This is a genomic window from Xanthomonas sp. F14, from assembly GCF_014199865.1.
In genome coordinates, this window is sequence record NZ_JACHOM010000006.1 from 145256 (window position 1) to 168449 (window position 23194).

Below are 23194 nucleotides of genomic sequence, written 5' to 3' on the forward strand. Positions count from 1 at the left end.
ATCGCGCGCAAGTAGCGATAGATGCTGGTCGCCGACTGCGGCTCCAGCACCCTGACCGTGCGCGTGGACGGTGCGCCTGCGCGCGCTCAATCGTCTCATCCACACCGGCATTCCGAGCGGGAACGCCCGGTTGCCAACCAGCTCGGCGTGCGCATCGCCCCACGCCCCTGAGCACACTCCGGCGGCGCGGTACCATTGGCGGTTTGAACCACGGTCCGCGCCACGCCATGAAGATTGCCTCCTGGAACGTCAACTCGCTCAATGTGCGCCTGCCGCACCTGCAACAGTGGCTGGGCACGTTCGCACCCGACGTGGTCGGCATCCAGGAAACCAAGCTGGAAGACCACAAGTTTCCGGATGCGGCGCTGGCCGCTGCCGGCTATCGCAGCGTGTTCTGCGGGCAGAAGACCTACAACGGCGTGGCGATCCTGTCGCGCTCGCCGGCGCTGGACGTGCAGATGGGAATCCCCGGCTTCGACGACGTGCAGCAGCGCGTGATCGCCGCCACCGTCGATGGCGTGCGCATCGTCAACCTGTATGTGGTCAACGGCCAGGACGTGGGCACCGACAAGTACGCCTACAAGCTGCGCTGGCTGGCCGCGGTGCACGACTGGCTGGCGCAGGAGCTGCACAAGTATCCCCAGCTGGTGGTGCTGGGCGACTTCAACATCGCTCCGGATGCGCGCGATGTGCACGATCCGGCAGTGTGGAACGAGCACCACATCCTCACCTCCAGCGCCGAGCGCGCCGCGCTGGAACAACTGCTGGCGCTGGGCCTGCACGATGCGTTCCGGCTGCATCATGAGCAAGCCGAGCAGTTCAGCTGGTGGGATTACCGCCAGGCCGGATTCCGCCGCAATCTGGGCCTGCGCATCGATCTGACCCTGGTCTCGGAGGCCTTGCGCGCACGCGCGGTGGACGCGGGCATCGATCGCGAACCGCGCACCTGGGAGCGCCCCAGCGACCACGCACCGGCCTGGGTGCGCCTGGCCGAGGCGGGCGCATGAGCGAGCGGCATCTGCGGCGTAGCACATACAAGGTTGGCGAGGTCACGATCAGCCCGGTGCATCGGCTGAGTTGCCACTGCGGCGCGGTACAGATCGATCTGGATCTGCCGCACGGCCTGCTCGATCCACGTCGTTGCGACTGCTCGATGTGCCGCCGCCGGGGCGCCATCGTCGCCTCGGTGACGCTGGATGGCCTGCACGTGCTGCAGGGCGAGGATGTGCTGCGGCTGTATCAGTTCAACACGCATGCGGCGGCGCATTACTTCTGCGGCGTTTGCGGTATCTACACGCATCATCGGCGGCGCTCCAATCCCAACGAGTATGGCTACAACGTCGGCTGCCTGGAAGGCGTCAATCCCTATGCGTTGAACATCGCCGTGCCGGTGGAAGATGGGGTACACCATCCGTTGGATCGCGCTCCGGTCGATGGCTGAAACGACAACGCCCGGGCAAGCCCGGGCGTTGAATGTTCCATCAGTGGATGCATGCTTAGCGCACGCGGCCACGGGTGAACAGATTGACGATTGCCAGCAGGATCACCGCACCCACCAGCGACCACACGAAGGTCCACAGCGTGATCGCCTGATTGATACCGCCACCGAACAGGAACCCGGCAATCAGCGCGCCGACGATGCCGACCACAATATTGAGAATGATGCCTTGCTGCGCATCGCGACGCATGATGATGCTGGCCAGCCAACCCACGATGCCGCCGACGATCAACCAGATGATGATGCCCATGTTGCCGAACTCCTCATGCGATTGCACCGGAAGTAGTGCATGGGCGCCATTCAACGCAGGCCGGCGTGAAGTGACTGTCGAGCGCGGTCGCACGCGCACGCGGCTGTTGTGCTTGGTGCACGCAGCGTGACAGCGCACGCAAGCTGGCACATCGGGCCGGTGCAGCTGTGGCTGCGCCCGCACCGGCATGGCGAGCGTGGCGAACCGCAGGCGCGCGAGTTGCTGGGCCAGGCCCTGGCGCTGCAACCGACCCAGGTGCCGCTGCGGCGCGACGAGCGCGGGCGGCCGTCGCTGCAGCCGGCCCTGCCCGACCGGGACACCGGCTGGAGCCATAGCGGCGACTACCTGCTGGTCGGCCTGGGGCAGGGCGTGCGGCTGGGCGTGGATCTGGAACGCATCCGCGCGCGCCCGCGTCTGCTGGAAATCGCGCAGCGATTTTTCCATGCCGACGAAATCGCATTGCTGGCCGGCCTGCAGCCGGACGCGCAACAGGCGCTGTTTTTCCGCCTGTGGTGCGCCAAGGAAGCGCTGCTCAAGGCGTACGGGCATGGCCTGTCGTTTGGCCTGCATCGGCTTGCCTACGCAGTGGCACCCGACGGCGCATTGCAGTTGCAGTGGTGCGACCCCGCGCTCGGCCATGCCACGCATTGGCAGTTGCACGAATGGTGGGCCGCACCGGACTGCCGCGCTGCGCTGGCGTTCTACCCGTTGCCGGCCGAATAGGCGCGGCGATCGCTTCACTGTGTGGCTGCAGCGCAAGCGCGCGTTGCATCCCAGACCTTGATGCAGCAAGTGCCGGCCGTGGATGCTTGCCGTGGCGGCCCGACCGGCGTCTCAAGCATGTTCCGGCCGCGTCGCAGCGTGCGGCAAAATCGGCTGACGGAACTGCGCCACCCCATCCAGATTGCGCAAGGTCACCGTCAGCACGCCGGTGCGTGCATCGATCTCCACTTCGCCAAAGAACTGAAATCCTGCCAGTGGCGACAGGTTGGGCGCCGGCGGTGCTTTCTGGAAGATCACCGTCGGGCCGAAGGTGGCATCGAGCGCATTCGGGCCGAAGCTGCCGGCATTGAGCGGGCCGGCCACGAACTCCCAGAACGGCTCGAATTGCTGAAACGCCGCCCGATCCGGGTGGTAGTAATGCGCCGCGCAATAATGCACATCGGCAGTCAGCCACAGCGTGTTGCGAATGCGCGCTGTGCTGATGAAACGCAGCAGCGTGGCGATCTCCTGTTCGCGTCCACGCGGCACGCCCGGATCGCCGTTGGCGATCGCCTCCCAGCGCGCGCGGCCTGCGGCGTCCTGCCCATCGGGCACCTGCAGGCCGATCGGCATGTCGGCGGCAATCACCTTCCATTGCGCGCGCGAGCCGGCCAGTTCGCGCTGCAGCCAGGCCAGTTGCTGCGGGCCCAGAAAGGCCGCGTCCGCGGCCGGTTGCGGCTGCAGGTTGTCGCTGTTGGCGCCGCGATAGCTGCGCATGTCCAGCACGAATACATCCAGCAGCGGGCCATAACTGATCTTGCGGTAGATGCGCCCATTGCCATCGGCATGCACGCCGCGCATCGGCGCGTATTCCAGAAATGCCTGACGCGCACGACCAGCGAGCACCCCGATATCGCGCACCTGATAGCGCTCGTCCAGCCGCTTGCCGGGCGACCAGTTGTTGGTGGTTTCGTGGTCGTCCCACTGCCAGACCTGCGCCACCTCGGCATTGAAGCGGCGCACATGCTCATCGAGCAGGTTGTAGCGGTAGTTGCCGCGGAATTCGTCCAGCGTTTCGGCCACCTTGCTCTTGGCCGTGGTGGTGAGGTTGCGCCAGCGCTTGCCTTCTTCCACGATCAGCTCGGCCGGGATCGGGCCGTCGGCATAGATGGTGTCGCCGCTGTGCAGGAAGAAATCCGGGTTGCGCTCGCGCATCGCGCTGTAGATGCGCATGCCGCCGATGTCCGGATTGATGCCGAAGCCCTGGCCGACGGTGTCGCCACTCCAGACAAAGCGCACATCGCCACGCGCCTGCGGCGCACTGCGCAGATGGCCGTGCACCGGTGCGCTCAAGACGCCGTTGTCGGCATCTTCGAAGCGCACCCGGTAGAAGATGTCCTGATCGCGCGGCAATGCACCCAGATCCACCCGCGCAGTGAAATCGTGCGCTGGCGAAGCCACCGGCCCATCCACGCGACGCGCCTGACGCAGGCTCGGGCGCGTATCCCATTCCACCCGCAGCCGCGCCGGCCGATCGCAGCGGCTCCACAGCAACGCCCGGCCATCCACGACATCGCCGCTCTGCACCCCATCGGTGATCAGCGGCCGCCCGGACGGCGCAGCCAGACTGCGCGTGGACCAACCGGCAGTGGCCGGCAGCAACAGGCCGGCACCCAGCCCTTGCAACACGCGGCGGCGGGCGGGATCGGAGGCGGTCATGGGATCCTCGAACGTCTGGCAGCGGCGCCCAGATATAGCGCCGTCGTCTTACCGGCGCGTGTCCATTGCGCTGCACGACGCGCCCGGCCTGCGGGGATGGATGCAGTCACCGCGTTGTGCAGCACGCACCGCAAGCTCTGCGTGGCAAGGCAGTGGCAGGGGGGTTCACGCGTGCTGCCACGGTCGTAGAGATCGGCAAAGGCAAGTTGTGGTGGATGGTGAGGCAGGAGGTCGCCGCCACCCGCGGCAGCGCAGCGCAGGCTCAAGCCTCTACCGCACCGGCTTTGCCGTCTTCGACCACGAAGCGCTTCAACGTCGAGACCGTGGCCTGGCGGTCGCGGCGGTCGGAGATGCCTTGCAGGCGCGTGTCCATCCGGCCCGGCGTCAGCGTCACCGAGACATAGCCGCGGGTTTCGCCTTCGGCGTAGTGCACGTGCGGATTGAGCGCCATGGTCTGTTGCAGCTCGGCGTTGCTCTGGCCGTCGGAGGTGATCGAGGTGCCGACGAATTCGGTGGCCAGCGTCGGCGAGTCGGGGTTGGCCGGATCGGCCTTCAGATCGGTGACCCAGTACGAGTGGATGTCGCCGCCCCAGAACACCGGGTTGCGCAGCCGGATCTTGGCGATGGCGTCGAGCATGCGCGTGCGCGTGGCCGGGTAGCCGTCCCAGCCGTCGGTCCAGTGTCCGAACACGCCGTCGCGGCCGTGCTGCTGCATCGGTGCCACCAGCAGATCCTGCGCAATCACGTTCCAGCGCGCGGCCGAGTGTGCGAAGGCGCCATGCAGCCAGCGCTCCTGTTCCCAGCCGAGCATGCTGCGGCGTGGGTCGGTGCGTTCGTGGCAACTGTCGTCCACCACATGCCCGCCGCGCCAGCCGTTGGCCTGCGGGCAAGGTTGTTCGCTGCGGTATTGGCGCCCGTCGAGCACGTAGAAGCGCGCCAGCTGGCCGTAGTCCAGCGAGCGGTAGATGCGCATGTCGGCGCCGTGTGGGCGACTGCGTGCGCGCAGCGGGAAGTGTTCGTAGAAGGCACGGTAGGCGGCCGCGCGCCGGGCCAGGAAGGTGTCGACCGGAATCGACGGGTCCTGCGACCAGCGGTTGGCGTAATCGTTCTGCACCTCGTGGTCGTCCCAGGTCGCCACGCAGGCGCTGCCGGCGTGCAGCGCCTGCAGGTCGGGGTCGGTGCGGTACAGCGCATAGCGGTTGCGGTAGCCGGCCAGATCCAGGCACTCGCCGCTGCCATGCGGGCGCACGATCTTGGTCGCCGCCTCGCCGTGGTTGCTGTATTCGTAGATGTAATCGCCGAGGAAGAACACCAGGTCCGGCTGTTCGGCGGCCAGGTGGCGGTAGGCGCTGAAATAGCCCAGCTCCCAGTGCGAGCAGGACACAAAGCCCAGCCGTGCGGCATCCGGCAACTGGTGCGGCGCCGGCAAGGTGCGTGCGCTGCCGATGGCGCTACGCGCGCCCAGCGCCTGGAAGCAGTACCAGTACGGGCGATCGGCGGCCAGGCCGGCGACCTCCACATGCACCGCATGGCCCCAGGCCGGGCTGGCGATGGTCTGGCCCTGGCGCACGACGTGGCGCATGCCCGGGTCGCTGGCCACCTGCCAGCTTACCTGCACCGGGGCGGTCAGCCCGCCGCGTCCATCCGGCTCCAGCGGGCGTGGCGCCAGCCGGGTCCAGATGACAAAGCCATCGGCCAGCGGGTCGCCCGCGGCCACGCCCAGGGTGAACGGGTCCGGGCTGCCGCTGGCACGTGCGAACGGGCTGAGCAGTCCGGCGGCCGCCAGCCCGGCACCGGCGACGAGAAGACGGCGCCGGCCGTGATCCACGGCGGCAGCTGTGTTGCCGGGGCCAGGCAGGGGCGATGCGGACGACGGGTCGATCGAGGACATGGGCATACAGGCGATCTGGCGAACGCGACCATAGTGCGACGGGCGCATGTCCGTTCAATGGCAGCGGCAGTGGTGTCGCTGTCGGCGCAGGCTTGCCTGCGTCATCGACTGCGGTTGGTGGACACTGATACGGATGTGCCACCGTGGCCGGTGACCCTGCCCACAGCGATGCCCATACGCCGGTGCAGCGGCCGCTGTCGTGGGTGGCAGGTCTTGCGGCATCGCAGGCCGGGACCTTGTGCTGGGCAAGTTCACGTACGTCGGCTTGCGGCCCACGCGCTCACGCGCCACGCATCGCCGGCCTGCGCGGCACGCACCTGCACGCCAGCCAGCTGCGATAATCGCGGCATGAACGATGCCGCACTTGCCCCCGATGTAGCCGCTGCGCTGGCCAATGGCCTGCAGGCCCAATCCCTGGATGCGGCCTTTGCCGCGCCGTTGTTGCGCTATCTGACGCTGCTGGTGCGTTGGAACAAGACCTACAACCTTACCGCCGTGCGCGACCCGCGCGAGATGGTCACCCGCCATCTGCTCGATTCGCTGGCCATGCAGCCCTACATCGCCAGCGGTACGCTGGCCGATCTGGGCACCGGCCCCGGCCTGCCCGGCATCCCGCTGGCGATCACCCGCCCGCAGCTGCAGGTGACCCTGGTGGAAAGCAACGGCAAGAAGGCCCGCTTCATGCGCGAGGCGCTGCGCCAGCTGGCGCTGGGCAACGCACGCGTGGCCGAATCGCGCGCCGAGGCGCTGGACGAGCCGGCCGCCTACGACCATCTCACCGCGCGGGCGCTGGATACGCTGGCCGGCATCATTGACGTCGGCGGCCACCTGCTGCGCCCGGGCGGCAGCCTGCTGGCGATGAAGGGCGTCTACCCGCATGACGAGATCGCCGCGCTGCCCGCCGGCTGGACGGTGGGCGAGGCGCATCCGCTGCAGGTGCCCGGCCTGGACGGCGAGCGGCATCTGGTGGTGGTGCGCAAGGCGGGCTGAAGCGGGCGGCCTGTCCGGTCGCGCGCATTCACTCCGCAACCCGCAATCCCCAATCCCCGCGCTGGGACTTCCGGCCCATGGCAGCTGCCGCCCGGGCTGCCATGATCGAACGTTCGATCCGAACGCAGGCCGCCCGCACGTGACATCTCCTCTCGCCGCCGCACTTTCGCTCGCCCTGCTGGGCGCAAGCTTCGCCGCCACCTCGGCGCAGGCCGCCGCACCGGCACCAGTGGCGCCTGCCACGCTGACCGCCGAGCGCCCCGCCGATGCGCGCTTCCGCGCCATCTACGAAAAAGAGTGGAGCTGGCGCCAGGCCGAGACCGGCCAGGCCGACGAAGACAGCGACACCACCGGCGACAATACCCATCTGCCCGATGTCGGCCCGGCCGCGCAGCAGGCGCGCCTGGCGGTATGGGACGGCGTGCTCAAGCAGCTCGACGGCATCGACCCGAAACAGCTCTCGCCCGCCAACCAGGTCAACTACGCCATCTACCGCCCGCAGGTGGAAAACCTCGCCGCCGAGGTGCGCCTGCGCCTGTACGAGATGCCGTTCAATTCGGACAGCTCGTTCTGGTCCAATCTCGGCTTCATGGCGCAGCGGCCGATGAAGACCGCTGCCGAGTACCGCGCCTATATCGCGCGCCTCAACGATGTGCCGCGCTACTTCGAGCAGCAGACCGCCAACATGCGCGCCGGCCTGGCGCGAGGGTTCAGCGTGCCGCGCGCGGTGCTGGATGGCCGCGACGTTTCCATCGCCACCGTGGCCGATGTCAAGGATCCCACCGCGTCCAGCTTCTACGCGCCGTTCAAGCAGCTGCCGGCGCAGATCCCCGCCGCCGAACAGGCGCAGTTGCGCGAACAGGCCAAGGCCGCGCTGAGCAATGCAGTGCTGCCGGCCTACAGCAAGTTGCTGAGCTTTTTCCGCGACGAGTACATGCCCAAGGCGCGCACCACGCTGGCGGCCGAAGCGCTGCCCGACGGCAAGGCGTTCTATCGCCAGCAGATCCGCGAATACACCACGCTGGACCTGACGCCGGAGCAGATCCACACGATCGGCCTGGACGAGGTGGCGCGCATCCAGGCGCAGATGGACGCGATCATCAAACAGGTCGGTTTCAAGGGCAGCTTCGCGCAGTTCCTGAGCTTCCTGCGCACCGACCCGCAGTTCTATGCCAAGACCCCGCAGGAACTGCTCGATCGCGCTGCGTGGATTTCCAAGCGGGTGGACGGGCAGGTCGGCAGGTTCATCGGCACGCTGCCGCGCGGGCGCTTCACCATCAAGCCGGTGCCGGACGATATCGCCCCGTTCTGGACTGCCGGCCGCGGCGGCGCCACCACCTACTGGGTCAATACCTACAACCTGCCGTCGCGGCCGTTGTACAACCTGCCGGCGCTGACCCTGCACGAATCCTCGCCCGGGCATTCGCTGCAGGGCTCGCTGGCGCTGGAGCAGGGCGACCAGCCGGCGTTCCGCCGCGAAAACTACATCTCCGCCTACGGCGAAGGCTGGGCGCTGTATACCGAAAAGCTCGGCCAGGAGATGGGCATCTACGAGACCCCATACGAGGAATTCGGCCGGCTCACCTACGAAATGTGGCGCGCCTGCCGGCTGGTGATCGACACCGGCGTGCACCACGACGGCTGGAGCCGCGAGCAGGCGCTGGCCTACCTGCGCGACCGCACCGCGCTGAGCGAGCACGAGGTCACCACCGAGGTGGACCGCTACATCTCCTGGCCCGGCCAGGCGCTGAGCTACAAGCTGGGCGAGATCAGCATCGTCAAGCTGCGTGCCGAGGCCGAACAGGAACTGGGCGACCGCTTCGACATCAAGGCCTTCCACGACGCGGTGCTGAAGCAGGGTTCGGTCACCTTGCCGGTGCTGGAGCAGCAGGTGCGCGCGTTTATCGCCGAGAGCAAGGCGCGCCCGGCAACGTCCAAGCCCAGCGCTGCCGCGCCCTGACCCTGGCCACCGGTCCGCTCCACGTAGGAGCGGACCCGGCCGCGACGCCGTCCCGACCCTGGCGCCGTCATGGCCTCGATCCCAGATCCAGGTAATCGTCGGCAGCTTCTCGCCCTCCCGGGTGCTGTCTGCGATCAACCAGCATGTAGGCGAAGTGCCATCGCGCTGACCAGGACGGCGTCGCGGCCAGGTCCGCTCCTACGACCGCCCGTGTTGCTGCGTCGCGCCCGCCTGTTGCGCCTGATGGCGCTGGCCAAACGGTCCGCTCCACGTAGGAGCGGACCCGGCCGCGACGCTGTCCCCGACCCCGGCGCCGTCATGGCCTCGATCCCAGTTTCAGGTAATCGTCGGCAGCTTCTCGCCCTCCGGGGCGCTGTCTGCGATCAACCAGCATGTAGGCGAAGTGCCATCGCGCTGACCAGGACGGCGTCGCGGCCAGGTCCGCTCCTGCGATGCTGCGCGGCAGGCATGCGATTGTGTAACTGCCCTGGCCCCGATAGGCTGCGCCCATGCTGCTGCGTCGCGCCCGCCTGTTGCACCCCTTGCTGCGCCTGATGGCGCTGGCGGTGCTGGCCATGGGCGTACTGGTCGCACCGGTGGCCTGCGCGCTGGGCGATGTGCATGCGCTGGCGCACGACCAGATGCACCTGGAAGACACCGCGCCGCACGGCCATGACGGCGCCGACGAAGGCGATGCCGGCGAGCGCGATGGGGCCGGCCTGATGCACGCCCTGATGCATAGCGGCTACTGCCACGGCCAGAATCCGGCCGTCTTGCCGGCGCTGGCCTGGCTGCCGTTGTCCACGCACACGCAGGCCCAGCCCGTGGCCGTGCTCGCGTACTACCGCTCGCACCTGAGCGAGACCGGATTGCGTCCCCCGATCGCGGCCTGATGCATCGCCGGCAGCTGCCGGCCTGTCCATCGATCCCGATTCCGGAGACACCCTCATGTGGTTGCGACTGACGGCACTTGCCGTCTTCGCGGTCGTGCCGTGCGCCATGGCGCAGGACGTACCGCCCAAGCCCGTGCTGACGCTGGACGACGCCATTGCGCGCGTCGCCCGGCAGCACCCCGACCTGCGCCTGGCCGATGGTCAGCGCGCGGTCCTCACCGCCGACGCCGAGCGCGACGCGCTGCGTCCGCCGTTGCGCATCGGCGCCGAACTGGAAAACGTGTTCGGCAGCGGCCCGACCCGCGCGCTGGACCAGGCCGAACTCACCGTCACCCTGGCCGGCGTGCTGGAACGGGGCGGCAAGCTGGACGCGCGCCGCACCCTGGCCCAGGCACGCATCGACGCACTCGCCCCGCAGCGGGCGCTGGCGCGGCTGGACGTGCTGGCCGAAGTCGCCCGGCGCTATCTGGCCATCGGCATGGCCGCGCAACGGCATGCGGCCGCGCTGGAAACCCTGGCCCAGCGCCAACGCACCGTCAGTGCCGCGCGCCAGCGTCTGCAGGCCGGCGCATCGCCCGAATCGGTGCTGCTGACCGCCCAGGCCCTGCAGGCGCGGGCGGAACTGGAGCGCGATCGCGCGCAGCAGGAACTGCTGGCCGCGCGCCGCCAGCTGGCGGTGTTGTGGGGGCAGCGCACGCCGGACTTCGGCGATGTCACCGGCGACCCATTGCAGCTGCCGGCGGTTCCCGAGTTCGAGGTGCTGGCGCAGCTGCTCGATGCCACCCCCGAACTGGCGCGCTTGAACGGTGAGCAGCGCGTGCGCGAGGCGCGGGTGCGGCTGGCACGCAGCCAGGCGCGCCCGGACCTGGACTGGCAGGTGGGCGTGCGCCGGCTCGAAGCCAACGATGCCACCGCACTGCTGGGCAGCGTTTCGCTGGCGCTGGGCAGCGCCGCGCGTGCGCAACCGGAGATCCGCGCCGCCGAAGCGGAGCTGTCGTTGCTGGAGATCGAACGCCAATCGCAGGCACTGGCGCTTTACGCCACGCTGGCCGACGCGCATGGCCGCTACCGCGCCGCGCAGCTGGAAGTGGCGCGCATGCGCAGCGATGTGTTGCCCGCACTTGCGCGCGCCGATGCCGCCGCCGAGCGCGCGTACCGCGCCGGCGCCACCAGTTATCTGGACTGGGCGCAGCTGCAGGCACAGCGCAGCGATGCACGCCAGCAGCAACTGGCCGCCGCATTGGAAGCGCAGACCGCATTGATCGAGATCCAGCGCCTGACCGGGCAGCCGTTCGTGGCCGACAGCACTGCGCAGGTGGGGCCATGAGCGCTACCTCCGCTGCGCGTTTTCGCCCTGCCTGCCTGCGTCCGCCTGGATCTGCTGCGTCGGTACCGGCCTCGACGCTTGCAACCGCATCGGCATCCAGCAGTCGCCAAGTGCTGCGCGCGCCTACTGCGCATCCAAGACATCCGGCGCACACCATCTTCGTTCGTTCGCCCGACGCACAGCGTCGGCGCCAACCAGGATTTTCTTCGATGACACGTTTTCTGCTCGCGCCGCTGTTGCTGGCGCTGCTGCTGGGTGGCTGCGGCCGCAACGGCGAACAATCGCATGACCACGCAACGCCCGGTGCCGAGGGCGACGCCGACGCACATGGCGAGGAAGCCGAAAAAGGCACGCACGGCGGGCGCTTGCTGCACCAGGACGGCGACAGCGTTGAGCTGGCGATTGCCGAAGACGGCACACCGCCGACCTATCGCGCCTGGCTGTACCGCGACGGCAAGCCGTTGCCGCCCAGCGCCGGCAGTATCGAAGTGCGCCTGACCCGGCTCGGCGGCGTCAACGAAGTGCATCGATTGCGCGCACGCGACGATGGCAGCCTGCTGGCCGACAGCACGGTCGGCGAGCCGCATTCGTTCGATGTGGAAGTGCGCGCCACCGTGCAGGGCAAAGCGCGTCGCTGGGCCTATCCCAGCTACGAAGGGCGCACCACCATCGCGGCGAAAATCGCGCAGGACGCCGGCATCCGGGTCGCGCCGGTCGGTCCCGGCAGCATCGCCGACCAGCACGAAGTGCAAGGCCTGCTGACGCCGGCAGAAGGTGCGCAGGCGCAGGCCACCGCACGCTTCCCCGGGCCGGTGCGCAGCCTGCGCGTCAATGTCGGCGACCAGGTGCGCGCCGGCCAGGTGCTGGCCACGGTGGAGAGCAACCTGAGCCTGACCACGTATTCGGTCGGCGCGCCGATCAGCGGCACCGTGCTCGCCCGCAATGCCAGCCTGGGCAGCAACGCCAGCGAAGGCCAGGCGTTGTTCGAGATTGCCGACCTGTCGAGCCTGTGGGTGGATCTGCACATCTTCGGCGCCGATGCCGGGCACATCACCGCCGGCGCACCGGTGACGGTGACGCGCATCAGCGATGGCGTGGTGGCGCAGACCACGTTGGAGCGCGTGTTGCCGGGCACGGCCACCGCAAGTCAGAGCACGGTGGCGCGCGCGGTGCTGCGCAACAGCGATGGCTTATGGCGGCCGGGCTCGGCGGTGAAGGCGCGGGTGACGGTGGCGCAGCAGCCGGCGGCAATGGTAGTGCCGGTGGGGGCCCTGCAGCAGTTTCGCGACTGGGAGGTGGTGTTCGTGCGGGTGGGGGATGTGTACGAGGTGCGGCCGGTGAAGTTGGGCGCGCGCGATGCGCAGCAGGTGCAGGTGGTGTCCGGTCTGACCGCGGGTGACGCGGTGGTGGTGGAGCAGAGTTATCTGGTGAAGGCCGATATCGAGAAGTCGGGGGCATCGCATGATCATTGATCGCTGCGCTTCCGGTTTGCGTCTGCCTCGACCGCAAGCGCGTGCTTGCGACCGGCTCGTCCATTCTTCGGTGAAACGTTTTTTACGTCGTCCACGCACTCACGGCGCAGGCGATCACGCCTGCAACAGCGTGAGAATCTGTACTGCGAAGCTTCGACGTGTTGGGGTCGATCGCGATAGCGGCGAGGGTCGGGATCCTGGCTGCAGTGCCGCCGGCCGACGGCAGCACGCTGCGATTGCACAGGCGTCGTGCGTGTGTACGCACGCGTTGATCGACGTGGCTGCGCACGCCGTTGCGCCGAGTGTGCGCGGAGGTGCGCGTCATGCTCACTAACATCATTCGGTTCGCGATCGCGCAGCGGTGGTTGATGCTGGCGTTGACGGCGGTGTTGATTGCGATCGGGGCGTGGAGTTTTTCGCGCCTGCCGATCGATGCCACCCCGGACATCACCAATGTGCAGGTGCAGGTCAATACGGCCGCGCCGGGGTACTCGCCGTTGGAGTCGGAGCAGCGGGTGACGTTTCCGCTGGAGACGGTGCTGGCGGGCTTGCCAGGGCTGGAATCCACACGCTCGTTGTCGCGCTACGGCTTGTCGCAGGTGACGGCGGTCTTTGCCGATGGCACGGACCTGTATTTTGCGCGGCAGCAGGTGGCCGAGCGGCTGCAGCAGGTCAAGTCGCAACTGCCGGCCGAGTTGGAGCCGCAGCTGGGGCCGATCGCGACCGGGCTTGGCGAGATCTTCATGTACACGGTCGAAGCCAAACCGAATGCGCGCAAGCCCGATGGCAGTGCGTGGACGGCCACCGACCTGCGCACCCTGCAGGACTGGGTGGTGCGCCCGCAGTTGCGCAATGTGCCCGGCGTCACCGAGGTCAATACCATCGGCGGCTACGCGCGGCAGATCCACATCACCCCGGATCCGGCACGCCTGGTCGCCCTGGGTTTCACGCTGGACGATGTGGCGCGCGCGGTGGAGGCGAACAACCGCAACATCGGTGCCGGCTATATCGAACGCAACGGCCAGCAGTTCCTGGTGCGGGTGCCGGGGCAGGTGGACGATATCGCGCAGATCGGGGCGATCGTGCTGGATCGGCGCCAAGGCGTGCCGATCCGGGTGCGCGATGTGGCGCAGGTCGGCGAGGGGCGCGAGTTGCGCACCGGTGCGGCCACCCAGGACGGCACCGAAGTGGTGCTCGGCACGGTGTTCATGCTGGTCGGCGCCAATAGCCGCACCGTGGCGCAGGCCGCCGCGCAGCGCCTGGAAGTGGCCAATGCCAGTTTGCCGGCCGGCGTGCAGGCGGTGCCGGTCTACGACCGCACCGCGCTGGTGGACCGCACCATCGTCACCGTCGCCAAGAACCTGATCGAAGGCGCGTTGCTGGTGATCGTGGTGCTGTTCCTGCTGCTGGGCAATGTGCGTGCGGCCCTGATCACAGCGGCGGTGATTCCGCTGGCGATGTTGTTCACCCTCACTGGCATGGTGCGCGGTGGCGTGTCCGGCAACCTGATGAGTCTGGGTGCGCTGGATTTCGGCTTGATCGTCGATGGCGCGGTGATCATCGTGGAGAACTGCCTGCGCCGCTTCGGCCAGGCGCAATTGCGCCTGGGGCGGGTGCTCGAGCGCGACGAGCGTTTCGAACTGACTGCCGAAGCCACGGCAGAGGTGATCCGGCCCAGCCTGTTCGGCCTGGGCATCATCACGGCGGTGTATCTGCCGGTGTTCGCACTCACCGGCATCGAAGGCAAGATGTTCCATCCGATGGCGATCACTGTTGTGCTGGCGCTGAGCGGTGCGATGTTGCTGTCGCTCACTTTTGTCCCCGCAGCGATCGCCTTGTTGCTCGGCGGCAAGGTGGCCGAGCAAGAGAACCGCGCGATGCGCTGGGCGCGCGGCGTGTATGCGCCCTTGCTGGATCGCGCGCTGCATCACGGCCGTTGGGTCGGTCTCGGCGCGGTGGTGGCGGTGGCGCTGTGCGCGGTATTGGCCACGCGCCTGGGCAGCGAGTTCATCCCGAACCTGGACGAAGGCGACATCGCGCTGCACGCCTTGCGCATTCCCGGCACCAGCCTGGAACAGGCCATCACCATGCAGTCCACGCTGGAAAAACGCATCAAGCAGTTTCCGGAGGTGGCGCATGTGTTCGGCAAGCTCGGGACTGCCGAAGTGGCGACCGATCCGATGCCGCCGTCGGTGGCCGATACGTTCTTGATCATGCATCCGCGCGCGCGGTGGCCGAACCCGCGCAAACCCAAAGCGCAGTTGGTGGCCGAGATCGAGGAAGCGGTGAAGCAGCTGCCCGGCAACAACTACGAGTTCACCCAGCCGATCCAGATGCGCATGAACGAGCTGATTTCCGGCGTGCGTGCGGATGTGGCGATCAAGGTCTACGGCGACGACCTGGACACGTTGGTCAAGCTGGGGCAGCGCGTCCAGGAAGTCGCCAGCACGGTGCCGGGTGCGGCCGACGTGAGCCTGGAGCAGGCCACCGGCCTGCCGATGCTGGCGGTGGTGCCCGATCGCGCCGCGCTGGCCGGTTATGGCCTCAATCCCGGCGTGGTGCAGGACACGGTGTCGGCGGCGGTGGGTGGGCAGGCGGCCGGGCAGTTGTTCGAAGGCGACCGCCGGTTCGACATCGTGGTGCGCCTGCCCGAAGGCCTGCGACAGGACCCGACCGCATTGGCCGATCTGCCGATCCCGCTGCGTGGCGATGGCGAGCGCGCCGATGTCGACGAGTCCAGCCGCGCGGCCGGCTGGCGCAGTGGCGAACCGACCACGGTGCCGCTGCGCGAGGTCGCAAAGGTACAAACCGTGCTCGGGCCCAACCAGATCAATCGCGAAGACGGCAAGCGCCGCATTGTGATCACCGCCAATGTGCGCGACCGCGACCTGGGCGGGTTCGTCGCCGAGGTGCAGCAGCGTGTGCAGGCCGAGGTCGTGCTGCCCACCGGTTACTGGATCGGCTACGGCGGCACCTTCGAGCAACTGATCTCCGCCGGCCAGCGCCTGGCCTGGGTGGTGCCGGGCACCTTGCTGCTGATCTTCGCGCTGCTGTACTGGTCGTTCGGTTCGCTGCGCGATGCGCTGGTGGTGTTCAGCGGCGTGCCGCTGGCGCTGACCGGCGGCGTGGTGGCGCTGGCGCTGCGCGGCCTGGCGTTGTCGATCTCCGCTGGTGTCGGCTTTATCGCGCTGTCGGGGGTGGCGGTGCTCAACGGCCTGGTGATGATCGCCTTCGTGCGCAGCCTGCGGGCCGAGGGCATGTCGCTGGAGCAGGCCTTGCGCGAAGGCGCGCTGAGCCGCCTGCGCCCGGTGTTGATGACGGCGTTGGTGGCCGCACTGGGCTTTGTGCCGATGGCCTTCAATGTCGGCGCCGGGGCCGAGGTGCAGCGCCCGCTGGCCACGGTGGTGATCGGCGGTATTGTTTCGTCGACCTTGCTGACCCTGCTGGTGCTGCCGGTGCTGTATCGCTGGCTGCACCGCGAGCGGGCGGGAAGTGCAGGCTAAGTGCTTGCGGCACATAGGAAAGCCGTGCATAATGCGCGGCTCGCTGTGCCCGGATCGCTCCGGATGGCGGCACCCAGCGCGATGGGGTTGCCGGCTTGTTCCCAGCGTAAGTTCTTGATTCCCAACGTTGCGTGGCAGCTTGACGCTGTCGGGGCCGCCGCTCCCCAGGCTATGGGTGGCAATTCATTTATCGAGGTGCGTAATGTCCCGCGTATGCCAAGTGTCCGGCAAGCGTGTGCAGACGGGTAACAACGTCTCCCACGCAAACAACAGAACCCGTCGTCGCTTCCTGCCCAACCTGCACGAGCGCCGCTTCTGGGTCGCCAGCGAGAACCGTTGGGTGAAGCTCCGTGTCTCCGCGCATGCATTGCGCACCATCGACAAGAACGGGATTGATGCCGTTCTGAAAGAGCTGCGTGCGCGCGGCGAAAAGGTCTGAGGAGTAAGCAGTCATGGCAAAAGGCAAGCGTGACAAGATTCGTATGATTTCCTCGGCCGCTACCGGCCACTTCTACACCACGGACAAGAACAAGAAGAACACTCCGGGGAAGATGGAAATGATGAAATACGACCCGGTCGTGCGTAAGCACGTGATGTACAAGGAAGGCAAGATCAAGTAATCCACCGATTACCCGATCTGCATCCAGGCAAACACCCGCCGCAAGGCGGGTGTTTGCGTTTGAAGAGTGTTGCGGGGGTGATCGCAACAATGGTCGGCGTGCACTCCCCCTTTCCCTTCGGGAGAGGGGTAGGGGTGAGGGTACGGGGCGAGGCCACTCGCAAGCGAAACGTCGTTTTTCCGATTGCACGCTCCGTCAGTCGCTGGCAGTTCGAGGCGAAGCAGCCGGCGTTTCACTTCTGAAGGCGCGTGGCGACGCGTTTGACATCGCAGACGGTGACCGCTCTGCGAGGCGCCACTCATCCGCCCCTGCGGGGCACCTTCTCTGGCAGATAAGAAAGAGTTACAGCCCGCGCGCACGCAATTGCGCATCCAGGCGTGGATACACCCGTCGCGCATTGCCTTCGAATACCTTGCGCTTGTCGGCGTCGGAAATCGCCAAGGCATCGATGTAGCGCTTGGTGTCGTCGAAATACTGGCCGGTCTGCGGGTCGATGCCGCGCACCGCACCGACCATCTCCGAGCCGAACAGGATGTTGTCGATGTCGATGACCTCGAACAGCAGATCGATGCCGGGCTGGTGATACACGCAGGTGTCGAAGAACACATTGCGCATCACATGCGTGGACAGCGGTGGCTTGCCGAGCATGTCGGCCAGGCCGCGAAAGCGGCCCCAGTGATACGGCACCGCGCCGCCGCCGTGCGGGATGATGAAGCGCAAGTCCGGGAAATCAGCGAACAGATCGCCTTGGAGAAACTGCATGAACGCGGTGGTATCGGCATTGAGATAATGCGCGCCGGTGGCGTGGAAGTTGGCGTTGCAGCTGCCCGACACATGCACCATCGCGGGCACGTCGAGCTCGACCATCTTTTCGAAGAACGGATACCAGGCGCGATCGGTTAATGGCACGCCGTTCCAGTGGCCACCGGATGGGTCGGGATTGAGATTGCAGCCGACAAATCCGAGTTCGGTGACACAACGTTGCAGCTCGGCGATCGACTGGGCGATCGGCACGCCCGGCGACTGCGGCAACTGGCACACGCCGATGAAGGTCTGCGGATACAGCTGCACCACGCGCGCGATCAGGTCGTTGCAGTGGCGCGTCCACACCTGGCTGACTGCTTCGTCGCCGATATGGTGCGCCATGGTGCTGGCGCGTGGCGAGAAAATCGTCATGTCGGCACCGCGCTCGCGCAACAGGCGCAACTGGTGCTGTTCGATGCTTTCGCGCAATGCGTCGTCGGAGATGGACGGATACACCGGCGCGGGCAAACTCGGATCGTCGTACTGCGCGATCTGCGCCTTGCGGAAGGCATCGTGCGCCGCGGGCGCGGTGGTGTAGTGGCCGTGGCAGTCGATGATCATGGCAAGGGTCTTGTTGAGGCGGCGGGATCGGTGAGCAAACGGCCACGCGCGCGAAAGGCTGACCCGCCCGGTGCGCGGAACCTACAGGTGCCCACGTCGGGTGTGGTGCGCGCATGGATGCTCACGCGCACGTCGCTGCGGCACGCGGTGTCGGCCACGCCGCGCGGCAGGCGCAGGTCGTGGGCCGGGCATGGCCGATGGCGATCGATCCAGCGTGGTGGCGCATCCATCCGCTCAGCCATACAACTGCCCATCGAACAGCTTGCGTGCAGTGCGCAGCACGGCGGTGCGCACCACCTCGCCGTGCGAATCGACCGTGATCACGCAACTGCTCGCACCACTGGGATGCTCGACCTCCAGCTGCTGGGTGGTGCCCCCCGGCAGCTGCGCCAGAGCATGCGCGGGCGAGCCGGGCAGCAGGCAGGCAGTGGCCACGGTGACGGCGCCGAGCACGCCGATCGAGGCGTGGCAGCGGTGCGGAATGAACGAGCGCACGCTGATTGCGCCGCCATGGCGCGGTGCGGCGACCAGCATCATCTTGGGCACGGTGGCCTCGGTAACATCGCCCAGCTGCATCAACGGGCCGGCCTGCAAGCGAAGCGATTCCAGGCGGGTTTTCAGTGCCGCATCTGCATCGAGGGTGTTGCGGTCTTCGTAACCGCTGATGCCGAGATCGCTGGCGCGCAGCACCACGCAGGGCATGCCGTTGTCGATCAGCGTGACCTCCACGCCATCCAGGATGTTGACGCTATTGCCGGTGGGCAGCAACGCACCACAGGAAGAGCCGGCGATGTCGGCAAATGCCAGCGCAATCGGCGCAGCGGTGCCGGGTACGCCGTCGATGCGGGCGTCGCCGTCGTAGCGCACCTGGCCACCGGGCGTCTGCACGCTGGCGGTGGCCAGCGTGCCGGTGTTGCGCATGAAGATGCGCACCTCGGTTTCGCCATCGCGTGCCGGCAACAAACCCCGCTCCAACGCGAAGGGGGCAACGCCGGCCAGCATGTTGCCGCAGTTCTGCGTGTCGCTGACCTGTGCCTGGTCCACCGACACCTGCAGGAACAGATAGTCCACGTCGGCATCGGCGCGTGCCGAGCGCGATACCACCGCGACCTTGGAGGTCAGCGGGTCGGCGCCGCCCATGCCGTCGATCTGGCGGACATCCGGCGAGCCGTAGGCGCGCAGCAGGAAGGCGTCGCGTGCGGCGCGCTCGCCCGGCAACTCGTCGGCCAGGAAAAAGCCGCCCTTGGAGGTACCGCCGCGCATCCACATCGCGCGGACCTGCTCAGACATAGCGCAGGCCCTTGGCCGCCAGGCGTTCGCGCATGGCGTAGATGTCCAGGCCCAGTTCGCCGCGTGCCAGGCGCTCGCGTTTGCGCAGTTCGCGCGCTTCGCGTGCCTGCGCTTCGGCCAGCACCGCGGCGGCGCTGGCGCGCGGCACCACGCACACGCCATCGTCGTCGGCCACCACCACATCGCCCGGCTGCACCAGCGCGTCGGCGCAGACCAGCGGCACATTGACCGAGCCCAGCGTCTCCTTGATGGTGCCCTGCGCGCAGATGGCGCGGCTCCAGGCGGGGAACTGCATCGCCGTGAGGTCGCGCACATCGCGTACCCCGGCATCGATGATCAACCCGCGGCAGCCGCGCGCCTGCGCCGAGGTGGCGAGCAGGTCGCCGAAATAGCCATCGCAGCAGGCGCTGGTGGGGGCGACCACCAGCACATCGCCGGGCTGCAGTTGCTCGATGGCCACATGCATCATCCAGTTGTCGCCGGGCGGGATCGACACGGTGACGGCGGTGCCGGCGATGCGGCAGCCGGCGTAGATCGGCCGCAGGCGACGGTGCAGCAGGCCGCTGCGCCCTTGTGCCTCGTGCACGGTGGCCACGCCGGCCTGCGCAAGCCCGTCGACGACGGCCAACGGGGTGCGCGCGATCTGGGTGACGACCTGGCTCATCCATCCATCCTCGTTAGGCGTGCACCGAGTCTGTGCGGCGAGCGCCTGCTGGCTCAAGATTCATTTGAGGTATGCATATTGGTTTTGCTTATAGTTAGAGCATGCCGCCGACTCCCGAGCCAAACCTTCGCCATCTTTACGCCCTGGTGGTGGTGCACCGGCTGGGCAGCATCAGCGCGGCCGCGCCGCAGGTGAATCTGTCGCAACCGGCATTGACCCAGGCGGTGGCGCGGTTGGAACAGCAGCTCGGCGTGCGCCTGTTCGAGCGGCATCCGGGCGGCATGGTCGCCACCGAGGCCACCCAGTTGCTGGTGCCGCGCATCGCACGGGCGTTGGAGCAACTGGGTCGCGGCATCCGGGTGGCGCGGCGGGCGTTGCGGCTGCCGGCCCACCCCGGCCTGGAGCGACGGGTCTCGCTGGGGCAACTGCAGGCGCTGGTCGCGGTGGATGTGGCCGGGAGTTATTCGCTGGCGGCGGCGCGCGCCGGGGTCTCGCAACCGGCCATCTACCGCGCGGTGCAGTCGCTGGCCGATGTGATCGAGGTGCCGCTGACGGTGCGCCGCGGCAAGACCATGCAGGCCACGCCGGTGGCCACGCGGCTGCTGCGGCAGGTGCGCCTGGCGCTGGCCGAATTGCGCGCTGGGCTGGACGAAGTGAGCGCGTTGCGCTCGCAGCACGCCGGCCGGATCGCACTGGGAGTGATGCCGCTGGCGCGGGCGATCCTGCTGCCGCAGGTACTGGCGCGGTTTGCGCGCGCGCATCCCGGTGCCAGCGTCAACGTGGTCGAAGGCCCGTATGACGAATTGCTGGCGCATCTGCGCGAGGGCGGGCTGGACCTGCTGATCGGTGCGCTGCGCGAGCCGTTGCCGGTGCGCGATGTGCTGCAGGAGCCGTTGTTCGACGACGAGCCGGTGATCGTGGCGCGCAGTGGGCACCCGCTGGCCGGGCGCGCCTACGCGTTCGCGCAGTTGCTGGAGTACCCCTGGGTGATCGCCACCACCGGCACGCCGGTGCGCGCACGCTGGGAGCAGATGTTTCGCGATCAGCAGATCGAGCCACCGGCGCTGCGCATCGAATGCGGCGCGGAGCTGACCATCCGGGGGCTGTTGCTGGAAGGCGACTGGCTCACGCTGATGTCGCGCGACCAGTTCCTGTTCGAGCGCCGCGCCGGCTTGCTGTGCGAGGTCGGCCGCGCCGGGCCGCAGCTGCGCCGCCAGATCGGCATGACGCTGCGCAGCGACTGGCATCCCACCCGCGCGCAGTCGGCATTCGTGCAGACGCTGCGGCAGGTCTGTGCCGAGCGCGTGCAGCCGGCCGATGCGCAGGGCGGGCCGTTTCGCTATTGCGCGCCGATCGACGCGCCCGCCCCGTTGCGTTCACGCACCGGGCGGTCAGAATCGGAGCCTTCTTGAGAACGGATCGCTGATGCTGCCTGACTGGTTGCAAGGGACCTGGCTGTTGGCACTGGACTGGGCGATTCGCCTGGCCGCGCTGTTGTGGATTCCGGCCCGCACCACGCCGGGTGCGGCGCGCAGCTGGTTGCTGCTGATCGGCTTCGTGCCGGTGGTCGGCCTGCCGCTGTATCTGCTGTTCGGGCATCCGTGGCTATCGCGGGTGCGGGTGGAACGCCAGGCCACTGCCTCGCAGGTGATCCGCGAGCAGCAACTGCCGCTGCATGCCTTGCGCTGGACCCCGCAGGCGGACACCAGCAGCGCCGAGGTGGTACCGCTGATCGAACGCCAGGGCGATTTCATGCCCACGCTGGGCAATGCGGTGGACTTGCTGGACGACTACACGCAGTCGCTGCAGGCCTTGATCACCGCGATCGACATGGCGGAAAAGCGCGTGCATCTGCTGTATTACCTGATGTTCGACGATGCGGTGGGCGATGCGGTGGTCGCCGCGCTGCTGCGTGCCGGTGCGCGCGGCGTGCGCTGCCGCGTGCTGCTGGATGCGGTGGGCGCCAAGCGCGGTCTGCGCCATTACCGCAAGCAGCTGCAGGCTGGCGGGGTGGAGGTGCTGGCGGTGTTGCCCGGTGGCCTGCGCTGGCGCCGCAGCGGGCGCATGGATCTGCGTAACCACCGCAAGATTGCGGTGATCGACAACCAGGTGGGCTTTGTCGGCTCGCAGAACCTGGCCGAGGCCGGGTTCATCAATGGGGTGCCCAACCGCGAGCTGGTGGCGCGCGTGCGCGGGCCGGTGGTCAATCATCTGGAAGCGGTGTTCGCCAGCGACTGGTTCACCGAAACCGGGCAGCGCCTGGACGTATGGCCGGACGCGCCGGTGTGCGAGGCCAATATCGCCACGCAGCTCCTGCCCAGCGGGCCGGCGTATCCGTTCGAGAATGCGCGCGATGCGATCAACGCGGTGATCCATCTGGCGCGGCGCAAGGTGGTGCTGGTGACACCGTATTTCGTCCCCGACGAAGCCTTGCTCAGTGCCTTGCGCATTGCCGCGGTGTCGGGCGTGGATGTGCAGCTGATCCTGTCGGAGAGCAACAACCAGATCCTGGCGGCCTGGGCGCAGGAGGCGTATTTCGAGGAGCTGCTGCGTTGCGGGGTCAAGATCGCGCTGTATCGCCCGCACTTCCTGCATGCCAAGCACCTGAGCATGGACGAGGACATCGCGCTGGTCGGCTCGATCAACCTGGACATCCGCTCTTTCGCGCTCAATGCCGAGATCGGCATGCTCTGCTACGACCAGGGCGTGGTGCAGCGCCTGCGTGTGATCGAGCAGGATTACCTGGCCAACGCACGCCAGCTGGAGCTGGAGCAGTGGCGCACGCGCCCGGCCTGGCGCCGCAGTCGCGAGGGCATTGCGCGCCTGGCCGATGCGTTGATGTAGTCCGTGCGCGGTCCATGCGCGCGCAGTGCCGGTTGTGGCGCAGCGCGATGCCTGCGGTGGCAGGTGAAGTGGGAGGGGGCGCGTCTGGGGCGGCAAGATTGCGCCGCATGCAAACGCGCCCGCGCTCGAATGGACGCGTCCGGCGACCGCTTTGTTGGACGGGTGCGTCGCGTCGGCACGTACGCGCGGGGCTATCCCGGCCATCG

At 67.9% G+C, this 23194-nt stretch carries 19 protein-coding genes; 13 read left to right on the forward strand and 6 right to left on the reverse strand.

The window, feature by feature from the left end; all coding sequences use genetic code 11:
- Positions 1–227: 227 nt before the first annotated feature.
- Both xth and GGR73_RS18980 read left to right on the forward strand, forming a co-directional pair.
- Positions 228–1007 carry an exodeoxyribonuclease III gene (xth, locus tag GGR73_RS18975; RefSeq protein WP_039513469.1) on the forward strand — a complete coding sequence of 260 codons (780 nt, stop codon included), beginning with the start codon at positions 228–230 and terminating at the stop codon, positions 1005–1007.
- Complete coding sequence (locus GGR73_RS18980; RefSeq protein ID WP_043087731.1) at positions 1004–1441, forward strand: GFA family protein; 438 nt, start codon at positions 1004–1006, stop codon at positions 1439–1441. The genes xth and GGR73_RS18980 overlap by 4 nt, the downstream gene beginning before the upstream one ends.
- A gap of 55 nt (positions 1442–1496) precedes the next feature.
- Here GGR73_RS18980 and GGR73_RS18985 read toward each other — a convergent pair whose 3' ends face one another.
- Entirely contained in the window at positions 1497–1748 is a 252-nt protein-coding gene (locus GGR73_RS18985) for a GlsB/YeaQ/YmgE family stress response membrane protein (RefSeq protein WP_016901812.1), read from the reverse strand.
- A 126-nt stretch (positions 1749–1874) separates the two neighbouring features.
- Between GGR73_RS18985 and GGR73_RS18990 the strand changes: the two genes are divergently transcribed.
- Positions 1875–2471, forward strand: coding sequence for a 4'-phosphopantetheinyl transferase superfamily protein (locus GGR73_RS18990; RefSeq protein WP_184458332.1), 597 nt, complete (start codon positions 1875–1877; stop codon positions 2469–2471).
- 111 nt (positions 2472–2582) lie between these two features.
- Here the strand turns inward: GGR73_RS18990 and GGR73_RS18995 are convergent, their stop codons facing one another.
- Both GGR73_RS18995 and GGR73_RS19000 read right to left on the reverse strand, forming a co-directional pair.
- On the reverse strand, positions 2583–4169 hold the full coding sequence (locus GGR73_RS18995; RefSeq protein WP_184458334.1) for an alkaline phosphatase D family protein: 1587 nt from the start codon (positions 4167–4169) through the stop codon (positions 2583–2585).
- A gap of 262 nt (positions 4170–4431) precedes the next feature.
- Positions 4432–6060: an alkaline phosphatase D family protein gene (locus GGR73_RS19000; RefSeq protein WP_184458495.1), complete on the reverse strand. Its 1629-nt coding sequence runs from the start codon at positions 6058–6060 to the stop codon at positions 4432–4434.
- Positions 6061–6408: 348 nt separating this feature from the next.
- On the opposite strand from GGR73_RS19000, the gene rsmG reads away from it, so the two are divergent.
- The 8 genes from rsmG (at position 6409) to rpmG (ending at position 16825) form a co-directional block, all read left to right on the forward strand.
- The gene (gene rsmG, locus GGR73_RS19005) at positions 6409–7050 is read left to right on the forward strand and encodes a 16S rRNA (guanine(527)-N(7))-methyltransferase RsmG (protein ID WP_184458337.1); all 642 of its coding nucleotides are present in this window, start codon (positions 6409–6411) and stop codon (positions 7048–7050) included.
- A gap of 139 nt (positions 7051–7189) precedes the next feature.
- The gene (locus GGR73_RS19010) at positions 7190–9010 is read left to right on the forward strand and encodes a DUF885 family protein (RefSeq protein WP_184458338.1); all 1821 of its coding nucleotides are present in this window, start codon (positions 7190–7192) and stop codon (positions 9008–9010) included.
- Between the two features lie 509 nt (positions 9011–9519).
- Positions 9520–9903, forward strand: coding sequence for a hypothetical protein (locus GGR73_RS19015; protein ID WP_016902720.1), 384 nt, complete (start codon positions 9520–9522; stop codon positions 9901–9903).
- A gap of 55 nt (positions 9904–9958) precedes the next feature.
- Entirely contained in the window at positions 9959–11230 is a 1272-nt protein-coding gene (locus tag GGR73_RS19020; protein WP_184458340.1) for a TolC family protein, read from the forward strand.
- 209 nt (positions 11231–11439) lie between these two features.
- Positions 11440–12702: an efflux RND transporter periplasmic adaptor subunit gene (locus tag GGR73_RS19025; protein WP_184458342.1), complete on the forward strand. Its 1263-nt coding sequence runs from the start codon at positions 11440–11442 to the stop codon at positions 12700–12702.
- A gap of 323 nt (positions 12703–13025) precedes the next feature.
- Entirely contained in the window at positions 13026–16205 is a 3180-nt protein-coding gene (locus tag GGR73_RS19030) for a CusA/CzcA family heavy metal efflux RND transporter (RefSeq protein ID WP_184458345.1), read from the forward strand.
- A gap of 202 nt (positions 16206–16407) precedes the next feature.
- Positions 16408–16644, forward strand: coding sequence for a 50S ribosomal protein L28 (gene rpmB / locus GGR73_RS19035; protein ID WP_002809459.1), 237 nt, complete (start codon positions 16408–16410; stop codon positions 16642–16644).
- 13 nt (positions 16645–16657) lie between these two features.
- Complete coding sequence (gene rpmG, locus GGR73_RS19040) at positions 16658–16825, forward strand: 50S ribosomal protein L33 (protein ID WP_002809462.1); 168 nt, start codon at positions 16658–16660, stop codon at positions 16823–16825.
- 342 nt (positions 16826–17167) lie between these two features.
- Here the strand turns inward: rpmG and GGR73_RS19045 are convergent, their stop codons facing one another.
- The 3 genes from GGR73_RS19045 to GGR73_RS19055 all read right to left on the reverse strand — a co-directional run bounded on the left by GGR73_RS19045 (position 17168) and on the right by GGR73_RS19055 (position 20144).
- Positions 17168–18190, reverse strand: a complete 1023-nt coding sequence (locus GGR73_RS19045) for an amidohydrolase family protein (protein WP_184458347.1) — start codon at positions 18188–18190, stop codon at positions 17168–17170.
- Between the two features lie 234 nt (positions 18191–18424).
- On the reverse strand, positions 18425–19480 hold the full coding sequence (locus tag GGR73_RS19050; protein ID WP_184458349.1) for a 4-oxalomesaconate tautomerase: 1056 nt from the start codon (positions 19478–19480) through the stop codon (positions 18425–18427).
- Positions 19473–20144, reverse strand: coding sequence for a 4-carboxy-4-hydroxy-2-oxoadipate aldolase/oxaloacetate decarboxylase (locus tag GGR73_RS19055; protein ID WP_184458351.1), 672 nt, complete (start codon positions 20142–20144; stop codon positions 19473–19475). The genes GGR73_RS19050 and GGR73_RS19055 overlap by 8 nt, the downstream gene beginning before the upstream one ends.
- Before the next feature lie 101 nt (positions 20145–20245).
- Here GGR73_RS19055 and GGR73_RS19060 point away from each other — a divergent pair, with 101 nt between their 5' ends.
- Positions 20246–21556: a LysR substrate-binding domain-containing protein gene (locus GGR73_RS19060; RefSeq protein ID WP_184458353.1), complete on the forward strand. Its 1311-nt coding sequence runs from the start codon at positions 20246–20248 to the stop codon at positions 21554–21556.
- A gap of 13 nt (positions 21557–21569) precedes the next feature.
- Positions 21570–22988 carry a cardiolipin synthase gene (cls, locus tag GGR73_RS19065; protein WP_184381456.1) on the forward strand — a complete coding sequence of 473 codons (1419 nt, stop codon included), beginning with the start codon at positions 21570–21572 and terminating at the stop codon, positions 22986–22988.
- Positions 22989–23194: the final 206 nt, after the last annotated feature.